Source organism: Lapidilactobacillus gannanensis (assembly GCF_003946675.1).
GTDB classification, from domain to species: Bacteria; Bacillota; Bacilli; order Lactobacillales; family Lactobacillaceae; genus Lapidilactobacillus; species Lapidilactobacillus gannanensis.
The window spans coordinates 1-17,582 of the sequence record NZ_RHOT01000044.1; the positions used below are offsets into that span (position 1 = coordinate 1).

The window sequence follows — 17,582 nt, forward strand, 5'->3', positions numbered from 1 at the left end:
GTTCTGCCAGACTTCGATTAACTAGACCAATAACTAAGAATAGGTCGAAAGTGTTGCACTTGATTTGACAATTCGGGCACAAAAAAAGTAGAAAACTTTCAAATTAAAAAATTTTCTACTTTTGAAGCATTCTTTCAATATTTGTTTATTTCTCTAAATAAAACTCAAATCGTTCACCAGCATACTGTGTCCGCACATACTCAAACGGACGACCGTCAGACAAATAAGTAATCTGGCGTAAACGCAGAATTGGATCGCCGCGTTTCAAGTCTAGGTAATCAGCAATATTTTCAGATGCTAAGGTTGCTGTGACCGTTTGTTTGGCCGCCCCAATCTGATAGCCACCCTTTTGCTCCATCGTGGCGTAAAAAGAGTCGGTCACTTCAGCGCGACTAAAGTCCTTGACCATACTAGCTGGGATCGTGGTGACTTCAAAACTAATGGGCACACTATCGGCTAACCGAATACGTTCCATCCGTACCACGCGGTCATTCTCTTGCAAATGAAGCCGCTCTTGCTCGCTTAACGAAGGGCTAGCCATCCGATAAGAAATGGTCTGACTTGAGGGAAATTTTCCTTGGGAGCGCATGATTTCTGTAAAACTAGTTGTGCCCGACATCACTTCTTGAACTTTCTGACGGGCTACATAAGTTCCAGCACCGACACGACGTTCAAGAATACCTTCTTCAACCAATGTTTGTAATGCTTGACGTAATGTCATGCGGCTCACTTTAAATTGAGCGGATAAGGCCCGCTCTGAAGGAATTCGATCGCCGACTTTCCAGACGCCAGCTTCAATATCCCGCTTTATTTGATTATGAATTTGAATATATACAGGTGAATCCACTGACAACGGCCTCTCTATTCTGGATGATTCTCATTACCATAGCTGTAAGTTGCTTTTAAGTTCATATCTTGATCAATCAAGTTCATGTCGGCATCACGACCAACTTCAAGAATTCCTTTATGATCCAAATGGAATTCTTCAGCTTGGTTAACACTGCTCATTAAAACAGCTTCATACATTGAGCAACCAGTGAAGCTTTGAATGTTTTTGAAAGCATCGATGAATTGTAAAACTGAACCAGCTAAAGTACCATCAGCCAAACGTGCTTGCTTGTCTTTGACAAAAACTTTTTGACCACCCAATTCACTTTCGCCTTCAGGCATCCCTTTAGAACGCATCGAGTCAGTGACCAATTCAATTCGGTCAGCACCCTTTTGATCAAAAGCAAGACGAATCATATCAGGAACGATATGGAAACCATCACAGATCAATTCAGCATGCATGTTATCTTCCAACATGGCATGACCAGTTACACCAGGTTGACGATGCTTAAATTCACGTTGGGCATTGTATAAATGAGTGACATGGGTCGCTTTACTGTTCAATAATTGTTCACGAGTGGCATTGCTGTGACCCACTGAAGGCACGATACCATTGGCGATACAATAATTTTCAAAAGCAGCTGAACCTGGATCTTCTGGGGCATAAGTAATTAGCTTAACTAAGCCGCCAGATAATTCGTTCCATTCACCTAATAATTTAACGTTTGGATCCTTGATATATTGTTCTGGTTGAGCACCCTTGTAAACTGGTGAGATGAAAGGACCTTCCAAATGGACGCCCTTAATAATTGGATTTTTAGCAGCGGCTGCCTTAACGCCCTTCATGGCATGAGCAATGTTATCATTTGATTGTGTCATGGTTGTGGCAAATAAAGTTGTCACACCCTCGTTACGCATCATTTTAGTTGCCATCGTGTCGATTTGGTCAGGATCGCCATCCATGGCATCATAACCATAACCACCATGGGCATGAACATCAATAAAACCAGGAATAATGGTTGTTCCTTGAACATTTTGAATTTCGTCATCAGCCTCAGCTTTATATTCAAAAACAGGACCAACAGCTAAGACTTGTTTATCAAAACGAATGTAGCCATCCTCAATTACTTGATCACCGGTGTAGATTTTTGCATGCTTTAAAACTTTTGCACTCATGAAGACATCTCCTTATTAGTATTCCAATAACAGTATAGGTGGTATAGACCAAAAAAGCAAACTTCAATCGTTAAGAAAACTCAATAAAATAGCAAAAAATAATTATTCAGAATCCTTGGCAATTGTTGCGTCAACAGCCTTGGTAATTGCAGGCTCAAAACCAGCTTCCTGAAGCGCCAGCAACCCGGCAATTGTCGTGCCACCAGGTGAAGCCACGGCATCAGCTAAATCCCAAGGTGATTGCTCACTCTCTTGAACCAGTTGCGCACTACCAGCCACCATTTGCGAGACAATCGCCACAGCTTGCTTTTTCGTCAGACCATATTTGACACCGGCATGAGCTAAAGCATCAATAAACAGGTAAACAAAAGCTGGTGCACTCCCCGCCAAAGCTACAAAAGTGCTGAAATCCTGTTCAGCCAGTGGTAACGTCGACCCAATCGCACCAAATAAATTCTGAGCAACTGGTAAAGCTTTTTCTTGCGCACTTTGATTGGCTGCTAACGCAGTGATTCCATGTTTGATTTGAACGTTCAAGTTGGGCATGACGCGGACAATTGGTACTTGTTCGCCAACAATTGCTGCCAAATCAGCTAAACTAACACCTGATAATAATGAGAATAGAGGCTTCTGTCTTTTTTGAAATAAATCAACTAAATCTGCCAGAACCGCCGCTTTTTGTTGTGGTTTGACGGCTAAAATAACTACATTAGCTTTTTCCACGACCGCCTGATTATCGGTCATGATTTGTAAGTTGTTGTTTTTGGCAAAGTCTTGGTAATTAGCCAAATGGCCACCATGGACCAAAATATCAGCTGATGCAATCGCCTCGGCCTTAATTAATCCTAAAATAATTGCTTGGGCCATATGACCAACACCAATAAATCCTAATTTCATGGCTTACTACCTCCTGATAAATCGTTATAGACCAATTTTAACATAAAATAAATAAAGACGGCTGATTAGGATTATTTTCTCTTAATAATCCTAATCAATCGTCATAAAATTAGCTAATTATTACTTTTTGCATACATAAACGTATCATTATAAAACTTCGATGATTGTGCCAATTCATCGTTAACGTGACTAAATCCATATTTCTCGGCAATTGTTTTTTTGTTAGATAAGAGATTAGTTCCTAAACCTAATTGATCACCCTTAATCTTAACGCCTAAAGCAGCAAGCGTGGTTGGAAATAAATCATAGGTACCATATAGGCGATTTTTAGTTTTAATCTCGATAGCATCTTCTACCGGTGCATTCAAAATTAAATTAAAAGTCCGACGTTTACTATCTTTTATTCCTAATTTCTTATAGTAATTAGCGTCCATGGACAAATGATCACCATGAATAATTACAGTGGTATTATCATAAAAAGATTGTTGCTGTAACCAAGTAATAAATTCGGCTAATTGCGTATCAGTAAAAGAAATCACGTTTGAATATTGATTATCATACTTTTGTGGCATACCTTTCTCGGGAAAGCCCCCGATATGATGCGTATTAGCCGTTAACATTGTAAAATTAAAAGGTTGATTTTTTGATGCCAGATTGGTTATATCTTCCTTAGCATAATTAAATAATTTTGAATCTTCATAGCCCCACCAAACTTTGTAATCCTCAGGGATACGTTTATCTTTTTTTGCTTGCAGATAATCATCAATATTAACATTACCATGTTGGGTAAAATAAGAACGCCTACCACCAAAAGTTGCATCAGAACCCATTAAAATTGTTTGTTGATAACCCTCATCAGCCAAGATATCATTTAATGTTGTCGCACCAGGTAAAAATTTATCGTCCTTACTATTGGCGTAATCGTTGCCTTGTACGGGAACCTTCAATGGTAATCCAGAAGTTTGCGCTACCATTCCGGCAATTGTCCAACCAGTCCCATTAAACTGATGAGCACCACCAAATTCCTTGGAAGTATCCGAGAAATGAATGCCCGCTTTTGATAGTTCCGTCAATTTTGGTAAAAGATTGGCTGCCATCTGACCACCGTTCTGTTTATCAATACTCGTTGATTCCAGTGACTCGACATAAATATAAATCAGATTGCGTTTCTTACTAGGAAAAGTTAACTTCGTATCTTTAGGAGAAACATAGTTTTTTTAAATAAACGTTGATGAGGCAGTGAAGTACCGATAAAAGCCACCAATATTAATATTATTCGCAGCAAAACTTAATGAGATAACGCTCGTAACCGCAATTAATCCGGCTAGCGACCAACGTACAATTCTAGGCTTCGGTAAACCACGAAATTTAGTATTAAAAAGCACTAAGAATACTGGTAACAAAGTAACCAAAGTCATTAGTGTTAATAGAAGTGGGCCATTTAAGAATGAATCAAGGAAGCTCTGATCGGCCCCTTCCATGGGCTGTTTCAAATTGTAAATAATTTGTTCTGGATTTAATAAGCCAAAAGTATCAGTGGTCCAATAACTGGCTGTAGTTAAGAATACAGTCAAAGCTACAATAACACTAGCTAAAATTGATTTAACCCATGCCTTAGCAGATATTGCATCAATGCTGATAACGTCTAGCCATTTCGATAGATGTAACCAGTGATCGACCACAAGAATGATTCCTTCAATGACAACAACTGTTACTAGAAATTCAACCGTAAATAATAAGTCAAAGGGACTTTTAGGACCAAAAATTGCTTTTTGCCAAACTAATTTAAACGTTAGCAAAGTTCCAACAACATTGATTAGTAGGTTAAATAAAAGTTTCACCAGCCAAGTACTAGCAATGATATTTTGTTTTTTTACCATGAAGGTTAATGGCAGTAATACTCCGACAAATATCGTAAAATAACTAATATAGATCACGTTAGCATCTTCCTCTATTATTTTTATCTACAAATTAATATATAAATTAGAATAACATATTTCATTAAATCTATCATGTCCACTCAAAAAAACTTATAGACAGGTGAGCAGATGAAACTAGCGATTTCAAGTGATAATCATTTCGATGTTAATCGGATTGATCTCGATTCAATTATTCCTTTACAAGCAGAATATCTTGTTCAGAAAAATATCGATTACTACTTTATAACTGGCGATTTATTCAATAACTTTGAAGAATCGGTAAATTACGTCGAACGACTACAGCAAGAAGTTGGTTCGACCACAAAAGTATATTTTATCGCCGGTAACCATGACATGTTAAACGGCGTCACCTATCAGGAACTGGAACGAACAAATTTGCACCCCCAGTATTTGCATCATCGTACCCTCCGCATTCCTGAGAAACATTTAAGTATTATTGGCAATAATGGCTGGTATGACTACTCATTTCCCGATCAGCTAAGCAAAAAAACAGCCCCTGAAATTAATCATTGGAAACAATCATTCTGGGTTGATCAAAAAATTGATTCGCCTTTAAACGATCAAGAGCGCATGAAAATTGTTTTAAAGCAAGTTACTGCTGACTTTCAAACAGCTAGGGAAAATCACGATAAAATTGTATTCCTGACCCATTTTGTCCCTCAGCAAAACTTTATTTTTGATCAGTTAGATCATCCTCGTTGGCAAATAGTCAATGCCCTCCTTGGCAGCAAGCGTCTTGGTGAATTAATTGAAGAATATCCAGTTCAGTACACCGCCTTCGGTCATTTACACATTAGAAACTTGCCTCAAACAATTGCCAATACAACTTATATTCACCAACCTCTGGGCTATGGTGTCCGTCGTGCGTTTGAGTGGCAACAACCAGATTTTTTAACCGAATGGCAACGAACTTTGAAAGTTTTAGTAATTTAACGCAAAATATTTGCAAATTGACTTGAAATGAAGTCGATTTTTCGTTATTATATTTAAGTCGGTTAGTGCTAACGGAGGAGTAGCGAAGAGGCTAAACGCGGCGGACTGTAAATCCGCTCCTTCGGGTTCGGTGGTTCGAATCCACTCTCCTCCACTTTCATTGGGCTATGGCCAAGCGGTAAGGCAACAGGTTTTGATCCTGTTATGCGTTGGTTCGAATCCAGCTAGCCCAATAAAAAAGCAGAAGTGATTAATTCACCTCTGCTTTTTTTTATACTCAAAAATTGATGATACAGAAAAAGAAGCTTCAAGACAAGTCGTCCATCTGCTTCAAATATTACAACGCCTTATAGTTTAATATTTTTAGGAATATCAAGAGTAGGCTAATTTTTAATATAATTTTATTAATCTATTTTTTCTCTGAATTAATTTTCAAATCATAAAATTTTGACTTAAGCGATAACTGATCGTTAACTTTTTGAAAACCATATTTTTCCGCAAGTGTTTTTTTATCCGAAAAAAGATTAGTTCCGATACCAAGTTTATCACCATCGATTTTAGCACCGAGCGCCGCAAGCGTTGTGGGAAACATATCGAAAGTCCCAAAAGTACGGTTTTTTGTTTTGATGTTATGGGTATCTACCTGCGGATTTAAAATAAGATTAAAAGTTCTTCTGTCATTAATAGGCACGTTCTGAGAAGTAAAATATTCTTCATCCATCGACAGATGATCACCTTGAATTATAATCGTTGTATTATCATAAAATGGTTGTTTCTGAATCCATCGAACAAAATCAGTAACCTGTGTATCTGTATAATTTATTACATTAGAATATTGGCTGCTATATTTTTGTGGCATATTTTTTTCTGGATAACCATCAGGAAAATGAGTATTGGCAGTCAACATTGTCAAATTGAAGGGTTTATCACTTGCAGCAAACGAATTAAGATCATCCTTACCATACTTAAAAAGCTTTGAATCTTCATAACCCCACCAAACATGATAATCACTGGGTATTCGATTTAATTGTTTGGCAGTTAAAAGATCATCAATATTAACATTTCCATGCTGAGTATAAAAAGAACGACGACCACCAAATGTGGCATCGGATCCTACCAACAGCTTTTGTTGATAACCCTCTTTGGCTAAAATGTCAGTTAACGTCGTTGCTCCAGGCAAGAATTTGTTATTCGAATTAAGCCCATAGTTATTTTCCGCAGCTTGAACTTTCAGCGGTAATCCTGAACTTTGCGCAACCATCCCAGCAATTGTCCATCCCGTTCCACTAAATTGGTGTGCACCACCGAGTGATTTATTAGTATCAGAAAAGTTAATGCCATCTTTTGATAACTGCGTTAGTTTTGGTAGAAGATTAGTTTGCATTTGACCACCAGTCATTTTATCTAAACTACTCGCTTCTAAAGATTCAACGTAAATATATATCAGATTTCTTTTCTTTTTAGGAAAAGTAATTTTTGTAGTGGTAGGAGAAACATAATTTTTTTCAATAAAGTCAGAGGATGATGTGAAATACTTTATAAATCCAATTGCATCAATATTATTTGCAGCAAAAGCAATTAAAGAAACGCTCGTTAAAACGACTAATGACACAAACACGCGTGAAAATACTTTACCAGTTTTAAATATGGTAAATTTACTATTAAGTAAAATCAGTAAAATTGGAAAGCTAATAAATATAGACATGATGCTTTTCAACAGTGGTCCACTCAAAAAAGCCACAAAGAAACCTTGATCCGTTCCCTCCATCGGCTGCGTTAAATTATAAATGATTTGTTCCGGATAAAGCAGTCCTTTTGGATACAACTGTCCAAAAAAACCAGTGGTCCATTTACTAGATAAGAAAACCAGAATTGCAACAAAAACTAAAAAAGTATACAAACTTGTTCGCACATAGGCTTTTTTACTTGAAAGTTGAATTGATTCAATTTCAAAAATCCTAGATATTCTCAAAAAATGCTCAGCGCAAATAATGATTATTTCTGCGACCATCAGTGCGAATATAAACTTCATTGTAAAAGGAAAGTCAAACGGGCTTTGTGTATTTCCGAAAATTGGCAATTTAAAAAAGTATTTAAAAATCAAAATAATACCTGATAGAACAAAAATCAAATTTGCCAAGCAACGCAATAAATAATTTACCTTTTTAACATCTTTCTTAATAAATGCAAAAATAAGCGGTAAGACTAAGCTCACATATGCAATAAAAAAACTAATATATATCATGGCTTTTCGTTAATCCCTTCTCTTGTAATACAACGCGAATATAAAGCTTATAACCAGAAACTAGTCAGAGAGACTTTATTGATATTAATAATATGTGAGGTAGACTTGTAACCACATTTTTTTACAAAACTAAAAATAAAGTCATTATTTATGATAACGCATTTTCTTCTAGTTTTCTAATCTAATTGGCAATTAAGTAGTTTATGCTAATTCATAGTAAATTACTTATTTAAAATAAACTGACTACAATATTATCAAAACATCAGTAGATCCTCAGAAAGCAGTAAAGCCGTTTTTTTCAAAAAAAATCTACCACTTGAGATAATTTTTTATCAAGTAGTAGAAGATAAATATGATTGACATTACATCATAATTAATATTGCTTTTTTATTTGAAATTTTCTTTTTGTATTAAATTATTTACTTGATCAATCAAGCGACGTCCAATACCAGGTAATTTAATCAAACAGCGCGCTACTAAGTTAATTGAGCCAAAGAAGCGACTTGCATCAATTAATTCTTGCTTGCTAATTTTGTCTTGACTATATAAAACATGTACCGTAATTGATTTTTTTAAATCACTGACGCAAATTTTTACGCTGTTTTTTGGATAGGACTGTTTGATCATCCCACGAACAATAACTTCATAATATAGCATTAATGCAGTATTGCTCATGGTATTGACACCAGTGACATAAACGCTCCCACCAATTGTTGGGTCAATTTTCGGCAGTGGTAACTGTGTATAAAATAAATCAACCCAAAATAACCAGTCTTCATCATACTCAAGATCAGATTTAAATCTGGTTGAAACGCTTTTATAAATAATTGAATTGATTGGAAAAATATTATGAACCAGCAATTCATTCTTAAAACTAATGCTCGGAGTAATTGTCCAAGTATCATCACCTTTTACGTATTGTACGGCGGTCGAGTATGCCAATACTTCTGGATTTTCTTCAAAAAACTGAATAGCAGTTTTTATTTTATCCACTGCTAAAACGTCATCTGCATCAAGCAACTGAATATAATCTCCTTTTGCCTGATCCAAACCCACATTTCTCGCTCTGCTACGTCCTTTGATTGGGCAATCCAATAATTTGATTCGACTATCACGTTTCATACAATTGGCAACTTTTTTTTTGGATTCATCTGTTGAACAATTATCTACCACTAAAACTTCAATATTTTGATAAGTTTGGTTTAAGCAAGAATTAATTGCACGTTCAATCGTCTTTTCACCATTGAATACAGGTATGATAATACTTACTAAATTCACTTGAGAACAAACCTCACTTTTCTACTTTTGCAAATACTGATAACTATTCTTACCAGTAAGTCCATCACAATAATACTTAAAAAAACGAATCCCATTCTTCTTGGTAAAAAGCGACTTCAAACAGAAAGCGATAAAATATAAATTGAAAATAATCTTATTTTTTAGATTACCATTACGCTTGATAAAAATAACCAAATTACGGTACATAAAATATTCAGATAAGCCACTTATCTTACCGATTGTATGGGAACCCTTATGCCAAACAGTAGCCTCAGTTAGGCCGGCCACCTGATAGCCATGCTGCTTAAAATGTGCACACCATTCATTTTCTTCATAGAAAAGAAAATAATTTTCGGGTATTAATCCAGCTTTGTCTATTGCACTGGCGCGCACAACAAGACACGCCCCGCCCACATAATCACAAGAAAGTATTTTTTGAGAAACTTCACTAATCTTTTGGCCTTTATACAAATCAGTAGCACGACCCAAATTCATATTCACCATAGCACCAGCGGATTGAATACGATTTCGATCGTAATAATCACATATTTTAGGCCCAGCAATGCCAATTTCAGTGTGCTTTTCAAGTGTATCAACCATAACCGTCAAAAAATGCTTATCAACTTCTACATCATTGTTCAAAATACACAAATAATCAGTTCCTTGATTTAGTGCATATTTAATACCAATATTATTTCCCGCAGCATACCCATAATTTATCTGTGCTGGCAGTAATACTTCATTCGATTGTATAGATTTTCTAAGCTCCATGATCGAATGATCCGTTGAATGATTATCTACAATGATTATCTCAAAATTATCATAATCAATTTGACGAACGTTTTTAAGACACTCGATGGTATCGGCAAAATTATTATAATTTAAAATAATAATAGACACTTTAGATTTAATGAGCCTTCCCCCCCTTGATTTGGTTAAACCTGTCCAATCCACGATGAATAATTTCATATAATATTGGTGTTTTCATAATTAATAATAATCCGAAATAAATGACCGCGCCAAGAACAACTTCGATAATTAAATGTTTAACTGAAAGTGCCCATCGACTACTTAATACATAGACAATCCCGAACATGACTACACCGGATAATAGATATCGATAAATCCCCTTGAACAGTTTGCTGACTTTATATTCACGATTAACAAAATGAAGTTGAATTGTCGTCACAACTAGTTCGGAAATGATCGTTGAAATTGCGGCGCCCACTGCTCCCCAGTACATAATAAGTGGGACATTTAATAGCAAATTTGCTACTGCACCTGCAATCACGGAAATTGTATACTCTTTATTATGATTAGTTGGTAATAGGTATTGATTACCCGTGATACTCGCCCAGGCAATTACTGGAATAACCATTGACTCAACTAATAAAATGTCACCTACTGAGTAAAAGGCTTTTCCGAAGAAGAGAACTGAAAATTCTCTTGCTACTGCTGCAATACCAAACATCAACGGAATCGATAAAAACGAAATATAATCAAAACTCTTCGTCAACAATCGCTCAATTTGTTTATTATCGCCGCGAATAAAACTATTTGCTACACGGGGCATTACAACCGTCGCCAATGAGGTTAGCAAGGCAACCAATAATTTAACAATTTTATCTGAGCTGTCAAAAAAGCCTGCCGATTCAACCGAACTAAAAATCTTTAGCATTGGCTTGTTTAGAATAGCGTAAATATTAATTGCAATCTGAGGTACAAATAGAACCAACGAGGGTCTTAAATGTTTCAAAGGATGTAAATAAGACAACTTTATCGGTTCAACATGCTTTTTCAGATACGGCCAAAGAGTAATATTACCAAACAAGATTGACAGCGAAGTTATCAAAATATATATAAATAAATCATCTTTACTCTTAACGAAAATAAATATACAAGCTAGCGAAATTGCCTTCACGAGAATATTTCGCGTCACAGTCACTTTGAAATTCTCAATTCCCATGAAAAACCATGAAATATCAAATGCAACTGCAATGATTGCAACACCCTGGGCGATATAATACAGTCGATATTTATTAGGAAAACTCAGAAACACTAAAAATGCAAGGCTGGCAATAATGGCCGTTGTCATTAATAATGTTTCAATTTCCCAAAATGTTTTACTAAGTTTTTCTTTATTACCACGTTGATAGGCTATTTCACGACTACCATACAAATTAATACCCAAAGTTGCAAATAACACAAAATATTGCGTCATAGCATATGTGTAAGTATTAACACCAACACCTGTCGGACCAATAACCCGAGAAATATATGGCATTGTAATCAAGGGCACAATTAGTACAAAAACTTGATAGACCATATTGTACAAGTAATTAAATATCAACTAAATTTCCTCACTTCATCTGAAATAAGTTAAAAGGCAATGCTAAACAAGCATCGCCTTATTATACTGCTATTTTATTTCTGTTTTAACAACAATTATTTCGAACAATTGCCACACTAAATTTCACCATAAACAAATGGATTGTCTTTTTCAAATTCAGTAAAGCTTGGTTGATTAGCATCCTTCTCTGAAGTAATAGCTTGATCAAAATCAATTGGCCAATTGATTCCTAATTCAGGAGTATTAAACTTAAAGCCACCGTCAGCTTCTGCATTGTAATAATTATCGCACTTATATAAGAAATTGACGTTATCAGTCAACGTTACAAAACCATGGGCGTAACCCTTGGGTACTAGCAATTGGCGATGATTACTAGCTGAAAGGATATAACCTTCCCACTGCTTATATGTTGGTGAACCTTTACGGACATCAACAATAACATCTAAGACAGCACCAGTGACAACCCGAATTAATTTAGTTTGAGCAGCCTTACCACGTTGGAAGTGTAAACCACGGAGTACGCCAGCCTGTGCTGATAATGATTGATTATCTTGGATAAAATCAATATTAATTCCAGCTTCTTTAAAATCGCGTTCTGAGTATGATTCTGTAAAGAAACCACGATTATCACCAAAAACAGCTGGTTCAATGATTTTAACGTCTTGTAATTTTGTTGTCGTAACTTTTAACTTTCCCAATTTAATAGCCTCTTTTTTAATCTTCTGATACTAATCTTAACAAATACTGACCATAATCATTTTTCTTAAGTGGTTGCGCCAGCTCAATGACTTTGTCTTTATCAATATAACCCATGCGATAGGCAATCTCTTCAAGACAAGCAACCTTTAAGTTTTGCCGTTTTTGAACCGTGGCAATAAAACTACTTGCTTCTTGAAGTGATTCGTGAGTACCGGTGTCTAACCATGCAAAACCACGCCCCATTAACTCGACGTCCAGCTCGCCCTTTTCAAGATAAGCCTTATTAACATCAGTAATCTCTAATTCGCCTCGAGGTGATGGCTTGATATTCTTTGCTATATCAACCACTTGATTGTCATAGAAATACAAACCAGTCACTGCATAATTGCTAGCGGGGTGTTCTGGTTTTTCAACAATTGATTTAGCATGCATGTTCTCATCAAAATCAACCACACCAAAGCGTTCTGGATCATTAACATGATAACCAAAGACAGTGGCGCCAGATTCTTTGGCAGCCGCTTTTTGCAACATTTTGGACAATCCGCCACCATAATAAATATTATCACCAAGAATCAAGCAGACCGAATCGTTGCCAATAAAATCAGCACCAATCACAAAAGCCTCAGCGAGCCCGTTCGGTTTTTCCTGAACAGCATACTCAATATTTAGACCTAAATCATGACCATCACCAAATAATTCTTCAAAACGTGGTGTATCAGTCGGCGTTGAAATAATTAAAATGTCGCGAATGCCCGCCAACATCAAAACAGACATTGGGTAGTAAATCATTGGCTTATCATAAATCGGAATTAATTGTTTCGACAAAGCCCGAGTGATTGGATACAAACGGGTTCCTGAACCACCAGCAAGAATGATACCTTTCATCTCAAAACAACCCCTTATACAAATTATATAGAACTCATAAATGACAAACTACCTCTATAGTATAAAGTACTAGATAGTGATAGACAAGCAAGTACCAAGCTAATGACTACGATTTAACCGATACTTTACTATTAGCTTTATTAAAGTTAATCGATCTTGCAGCATTACAATTTTACGTCGTTTCTTCATTCCAGTAACATTATTTCCATGACGAACATATTGCATCAAAGGCTCATCAATAATCGTTACTTTTAACTTGTTCAATTTAGCTACTGCAAACAGCCATTGATCGTGCATAGGAATATCATTTGGAAAGGGCAATGCCAAATGAACCAAGCTTTTTGAAATTGCCATCATGGCACCTGTGTAACCATTTCTTAAAATGTTGTTAACAATTCCTTGATTCAGCTCATTATGATTATAATGATTCCAAGATTGATCAATCACCTTGAGATCACCATCTACTACAATGCCATCATGAACAACTAAGTCGGCGCCCTGATGAAAGGCTTGCATCACCTCAGAAACCTTATTAGAAAGCCAAATATCATCTTGATCGGATAGAAAAATATAGTCACCCCTAGCAAAACTCAGCGCCTTTTCAAAGCTTTTAATCGGGCCCATATTTGTTTTGTTGACGAATACTCGGATATCAATAGTACTTGTTCCCTGCAAGTTCGTAGTGATTTCCAAGGTCGTATCTGTAGACCCATCATCTACAATAACAATTTCACTGCCAGAGGGAAGCTGTTCTAAAATAGAATCCAGCTGTCGTTTAACTGAATTAGCACCATTATACGTGGCCATGCAAACTGAAATCATTTTTTCAATTCCCTCCTAAAAGTAAAATATTGGTGCACCGTTGCCCGCCAAAATTTTCGGTTATGCATGATTAAAAATTGTTTTGCTGCCCTTAACCTAAGATTTTTAACATAATTTTCTTTTTGAACACGATTATATTCCGTATAATAAATTTCTTCGGCTTGTAAAATACCAATATAGCGATCAAAATTCATTTTATTCGGTGATTGAACGGACAAATCATGACCAATTTTTTCATCAATCAAATAATAATTTAAACTTTTTAATTGATTTAGTCGCCAAAAAAGCCAATGGTCTAAAAAATCTAGCGGAAATTTTTCGTTGAAACCGCCAATCTCGTCCATGGCCGCTACTGATAAAACACTACCAGAATTAATTGCCATTAGCTCCCCGTTATAAGTTCCTGGCTTTGGTATATTCTTATCGCGTAACGAAATATATTTACTCGCAATCAAAGGAGATACTACAGTATTTTTGCTGACAACAAAGGGCAAGATAGCCTTTGTCATTGTTTGAGCGCTATTTAAAATTCTTTCTAAATAATCCTGACTCACTTCTGTGTCGTGATCTAATAGCAGCAACCATTTTGACTGTGCCTTTTTACTCTGACAAAACGCAAAATTATACGCTTTGGCCAAACCAAGATTTTCACTACTTTGAATATTCACCACATTTATACCAGTTATTTTTTTGCCAACAAATTTATTATCAAAAACAATCAAATTTATCTTTTCTTGTTGGGCATATTGAAGTAACACTGCAGCACTTGGTGTTGTTCGAAAATCTCTTTGATAAGTGACCACTATCACGGTTAATTTTGCCATAATTATAACCCACTATAATAAATAATGAACATTTTTTTATTTGGTACCTGGCCAATTTCAATCTGTAATTTTGCTAATTGCTTTTTAGTAAGCATGCCATCTTTTACAATCACTAGTTCATATGAACCCAACCCGCTATTAACAACATCTGAGCAATCTATTAAATCAATTTTAGGTTTTTCAAAATTAGTTTCGTACAGATCATTTATCTTCAATTGCTGTACATAATCACTTTTAGTTGTAATCTCATCATTTGTGTATACGTAAACTGATGGATTAATTTGTTTATCATTTAAAACTTTTAACAACGTTGGCACAAAATTTTGAGAATCATTAAAATATAGTATTGATAAATCAAGAACCTTTTCTGATGATAACTGCGTAATTCTCCGAAATATTTTATTAAACGCATCTTCCAAAGCATGTTCATCATGCACATTATATATTACAGATGTTTTAAATGCTTGAGCCAAAATTGTCGAGTCGTATATATTTCCACGATGAAATGCCCAAATAAAAGTAATAATTAAACTAATAATTAAAGCAATCGCAATTGACAGAATCAAAAGTTTCTTTAAGCTGCGTGAACTTGCGACTTGAGTAACTATGTTAGTGCTAATTATTTCTGCAGATCCACCCTGAAGAATATTTTTTGGATTTTTAATAATTTCTCTACTGATTCCATTGGCAATCTTCCGCGCATCAGAGCTGTTACTATCGACAGTATGAATTGAAATAATGGAAGTACCATTTTCGCTTTCAACTTGATAGTCAATATTCCGAGTTTTTGCAATATTTTTATTAAACAGCTTTTTACCCAAATAACTACTAAATTTATCTGAACCAATAATTGTTTTTTCGGTATTTAGATAAACTTGTAAATTACCGCCATCAAGATTTTTCTTCTTATCTGGTGTTATCAATATCTTACTAGTCGCCTTATACGTCACTGTACTAGTCTGATGATGCCCATACCAGTAACTCCCTAGACCTAATATTAAAGTTAAAGAAACCAAGAATATGACAAAAACTCGCCAGGACTTAACTAAGTTTTTTGCTAAATTTTTTATTGTTTGTGTTTGTTCTGAAATATTCATAATACTTCCTCCAAATTATTACCAATTTTGCTTTTCGCTAAAATTTCAATTATATATATCAATGTGAACAAATAAAAAATTCTCTGAGGATCCAATAATGACAGTGTCCCCACGGTTGTTGCCAAATAAACAATAATTAATAGCAACTCGCGTTTATACTGACTTCTAATAAACGCTGATAATAATTTGATGAGAAACCAGACTAAACCAACAATTCCTAAAAAGCCGAACACTGATATTACTCCTAAAAAACCAATATCTTCTAAATAATAATTTGCATTCACCGTCGCTAAATGAGTACTTGATGGTCCATGAATTAACTGATCATACCTTTTCGAATCAGGGAAGCCTAAACCAAACCAATGATTATATGTAATCTTCTCTAAATAATAATTGATTTCGTTCGTTCTAATCTCAAAACTCAGCCCGCGTTTTCCACCAACAAAGCTTTGGATTATCTTAGGCATAATTGCAATAATTGCAATTATGCCACAGGTAGTAGCAGCATAAACAAAGGTTTGATGATGTTGATAGATTATGGTTAAGACAAACAATGCCAACAGGATAAAATCAATAATCATATACATTCGTGTTCCAGAAACTAAAACTATATATATAATCTAAAATCATCATACACAAACCAAGAATAGAATACCTAGAACGATTAATTAAGAATCTTATAATTGTGACTACTAATGCAAAAGAAATAAAATCTGCTGGTCCGGCAATACGAATAAAGTGAAAAATTGGACCAAAACTGTCATAAATTGGATTTAAACCGTAATTTTCGAAATCCAAAAAGACTATGCCCTCCCTTTCTAAAAATGCTTGAACAATCAGAATAAGGGAGTAGACAGCACCGATATAACTGACACTCTTCAAAATAAAGTCAAAACTTTTCTGATCGTTATAGAATAATACTAATAAAAAATATAGGGCTATCATAAAGTAAATATAGCTATTTTTTAATGTCGTCACTAATCCTTGATTGTAAACGATCTGTGAACCCCATAGTATGAAAAGATAAATTACAAACCAGCCAATCATTAAGGTTAGAAAATGATACTCACGAACTTCATTAGCGGTGTCAAAATTAAAAATCAGATTAATAGCGATTAAAAAGATGATGAAAAAGATTGTTAATGTCTTATACACATAGGAATTAATCAGAAACATTGTTGCCGATGTGTGCCCTAGAGAAAAAAACGAAACTTGTAATAACAAAATAAGCACAATTGCTATTTGATTAATTTTCCGCAAAAGTTGGCCTCCTCCTTTACACTCAATGTAATTAATAATACTAAAACTGCCCATAAAATAAAAGCAATGATCAATTACCTTAATAATAAAAAATATAAAAAGTTTACCCGTAATCCTAGCCAAGTTGTTTAAAATGTTCACGGACTATGTTTATTGCTGATTCTTTTGCTAATTAATTTTTTGAATAAATTTGTTCATCGCGAATTGCAAGTGCAAGTTAGCCAGCGCAGGCGAAGACAGCTGGCGGAAAGGTTTCAGTGAGTTTCAATTGAAGAAAGCTAAGCAGTATGAACCTTGCGAGCACGCTTGACTTCTCTTTCAAAAGCTTCGGCTGGTGTTTTGAACTTT

The 17,582-nt window shown here is 35.3% G+C and carries 17 protein-coding genes and 2 tRNA genes; 3 read left to right on the forward strand and 16 right to left on the reverse strand.

Annotated features, from left to right (window positions below; translation table 11 throughout):
- Nucleotides 1–145: 145 nt before the first annotated feature.
- The 5 genes from EKM81_RS09735 to EKM81_RS09755 all read right to left on the reverse strand — a co-directional run bounded on the left by EKM81_RS09735 (nt 146) and on the right by EKM81_RS09755 (nt 4,838).
- A complete protein-coding gene (locus EKM81_RS09735; RefSeq protein WP_125651196.1) occupies nt 146–847 on the reverse strand; it encodes a GntR family transcriptional regulator in 702 nt (233 codons plus the stop codon).
- Nucleotides 848–861: 14 nt separating this feature from the next.
- A complete protein-coding gene (gene nagA / locus EKM81_RS09740) occupies nt 862–2,004 on the reverse strand; it encodes an N-acetylglucosamine-6-phosphate deacetylase (RefSeq protein ID WP_125651198.1) in 1,143 nt (380 codons plus the stop codon).
- A 102-nt stretch (nt 2,005–2,106) separates the two neighbouring features.
- Nucleotides 2,107–2,901: a pyrroline-5-carboxylate reductase gene (gene proC / locus EKM81_RS09745; RefSeq protein WP_125651200.1), complete on the reverse strand. Its 795-nt coding sequence runs from the start codon at nt 2,899–2,901 to the stop codon at nt 2,107–2,109.
- 113 nt (nt 2,902–3,014) lie between these two features.
- Nucleotides 3,015–4,061: an LTA synthase family protein gene (locus EKM81_RS09750; protein WP_125651202.1), complete on the reverse strand. Its 1,047-nt coding sequence runs from the start codon at nt 4,059–4,061 to the stop codon at nt 3,015–3,017.
- A gap of 57 nt (nt 4,062–4,118) precedes the next feature.
- Complete coding sequence (locus tag EKM81_RS09755; protein ID WP_125651204.1) at nt 4,119–4,838, reverse strand: hypothetical protein; 720 nt, start codon at nt 4,836–4,838, stop codon at nt 4,119–4,121.
- Nucleotides 4,839–4,949: 111 nt separating this feature from the next.
- On the opposite strand from EKM81_RS09755, the gene EKM81_RS09760 reads away from it, so the two are divergent.
- The 3 genes from EKM81_RS09760 to EKM81_RS09770 all read left to right on the forward strand — a co-directional run bounded on the left by EKM81_RS09760 (nt 4,950) and on the right by EKM81_RS09770 (nt 6,007).
- Nucleotides 4,950–5,774: a metallophosphoesterase gene (locus EKM81_RS09760; RefSeq protein ID WP_125651206.1), complete on the forward strand. Its 825-nt coding sequence runs from the start codon at nt 4,950–4,952 to the stop codon at nt 5,772–5,774.
- A gap of 73 nt (nt 5,775–5,847) precedes the next feature.
- Nucleotides 5,848–5,928: transfer RNA gene (locus EKM81_RS09765), tRNA-Tyr, on the forward strand.
- A 7-nt stretch (nt 5,929–5,935) separates the two neighbouring features.
- Nucleotides 5,936–6,007 (forward strand) — tRNA-Gln (locus EKM81_RS09770).
- 176 nt (nt 6,008–6,183) lie between these two features.
- On the opposite strand, the gene EKM81_RS09775 is transcribed toward EKM81_RS09770, so the two are convergent.
- The 11 genes from EKM81_RS09775 to EKM81_RS09825 form a co-directional block, all read right to left on the reverse strand.
- The gene (locus EKM81_RS09775; RefSeq protein WP_125651208.1) at nt 6,184–8,019 is read right to left on the reverse strand and encodes an LTA synthase family protein; all 1,836 of its coding nucleotides are present in this window, start codon (nt 8,017–8,019) and stop codon (nt 6,184–6,186) included.
- A gap of 387 nt (nt 8,020–8,406) precedes the next feature.
- Complete coding sequence (locus EKM81_RS09780; protein ID WP_125651210.1) at nt 8,407–9,297, reverse strand: glycosyltransferase family 2 protein; 891 nt, start codon at nt 9,295–9,297, stop codon at nt 8,407–8,409.
- Nucleotides 9,298–9,318: 21 nt separating this feature from the next.
- Nucleotides 9,319–10,251: a glycosyltransferase family 2 protein gene (locus tag EKM81_RS09785; protein WP_164509289.1), complete on the reverse strand. Its 933-nt coding sequence runs from the start codon at nt 10,249–10,251 to the stop codon at nt 9,319–9,321.
- On the reverse strand, nt 10,205–11,647 hold the full coding sequence (locus EKM81_RS09790) for a flippase (RefSeq protein WP_263853336.1): 1,443 nt from the start codon (nt 11,645–11,647) through the stop codon (nt 10,205–10,207). Before EKM81_RS09790 ends, EKM81_RS09785 begins: the two co-directional genes overlap by 47 nt.
- Nucleotides 11,648–11,763: 116 nt before the next feature.
- Nucleotides 11,764–12,345: a dTDP-4-dehydrorhamnose 3,5-epimerase gene (gene rfbC, locus EKM81_RS09795; protein ID WP_125651214.1), complete on the reverse strand. Its 582-nt coding sequence runs from the start codon at nt 12,343–12,345 to the stop codon at nt 11,764–11,766.
- Nucleotides 12,346–12,361: 16 nt separating this feature from the next.
- Nucleotides 12,362–13,231, reverse strand: coding sequence for a glucose-1-phosphate thymidylyltransferase RfbA (gene rfbA, locus EKM81_RS09800; RefSeq protein ID WP_125651216.1), 870 nt, complete (start codon nt 13,229–13,231; stop codon nt 12,362–12,364).
- A gap of 99 nt (nt 13,232–13,330) precedes the next feature.
- A complete protein-coding gene (locus EKM81_RS09805) occupies nt 13,331–14,053 on the reverse strand; it encodes a glycosyltransferase family 2 protein (protein ID WP_125651218.1) in 723 nt (240 codons plus the stop codon).
- Nucleotides 14,050–14,877: a glycosyltransferase gene (locus tag EKM81_RS09810; protein WP_125651220.1), complete on the reverse strand. Its 828-nt coding sequence runs from the start codon at nt 14,875–14,877 to the stop codon at nt 14,050–14,052. Before EKM81_RS09810 ends, EKM81_RS09805 begins: the two co-directional genes overlap by 4 nt.
- Before the next feature lie 2 nt (nt 14,878–14,879).
- Nucleotides 14,880–15,974: a YveK family protein gene (locus tag EKM81_RS09815; protein ID WP_125651222.1), complete on the reverse strand. Its 1,095-nt coding sequence runs from the start codon at nt 15,972–15,974 to the stop codon at nt 14,880–14,882.
- The gene (locus tag EKM81_RS09820) at nt 15,971–16,561 is read right to left on the reverse strand and encodes a hypothetical protein (protein WP_164509291.1); all 591 of its coding nucleotides are present in this window, start codon (nt 16,559–16,561) and stop codon (nt 15,971–15,973) included. Before EKM81_RS09820 ends, EKM81_RS09815 begins: the two co-directional genes overlap by 4 nt.
- Nucleotides 16,545–17,234 carry a hypothetical protein gene (locus tag EKM81_RS09825; RefSeq protein WP_125651226.1) on the reverse strand — a complete coding sequence of 230 codons (690 nt, stop codon included), beginning with the start codon at nt 17,232–17,234 and terminating at the stop codon, nt 16,545–16,547. Before EKM81_RS09825 ends, EKM81_RS09820 begins: the two co-directional genes overlap by 17 nt.
- Between the last annotated feature and the right edge of the window lie 348 nt (nt 17,235–17,582).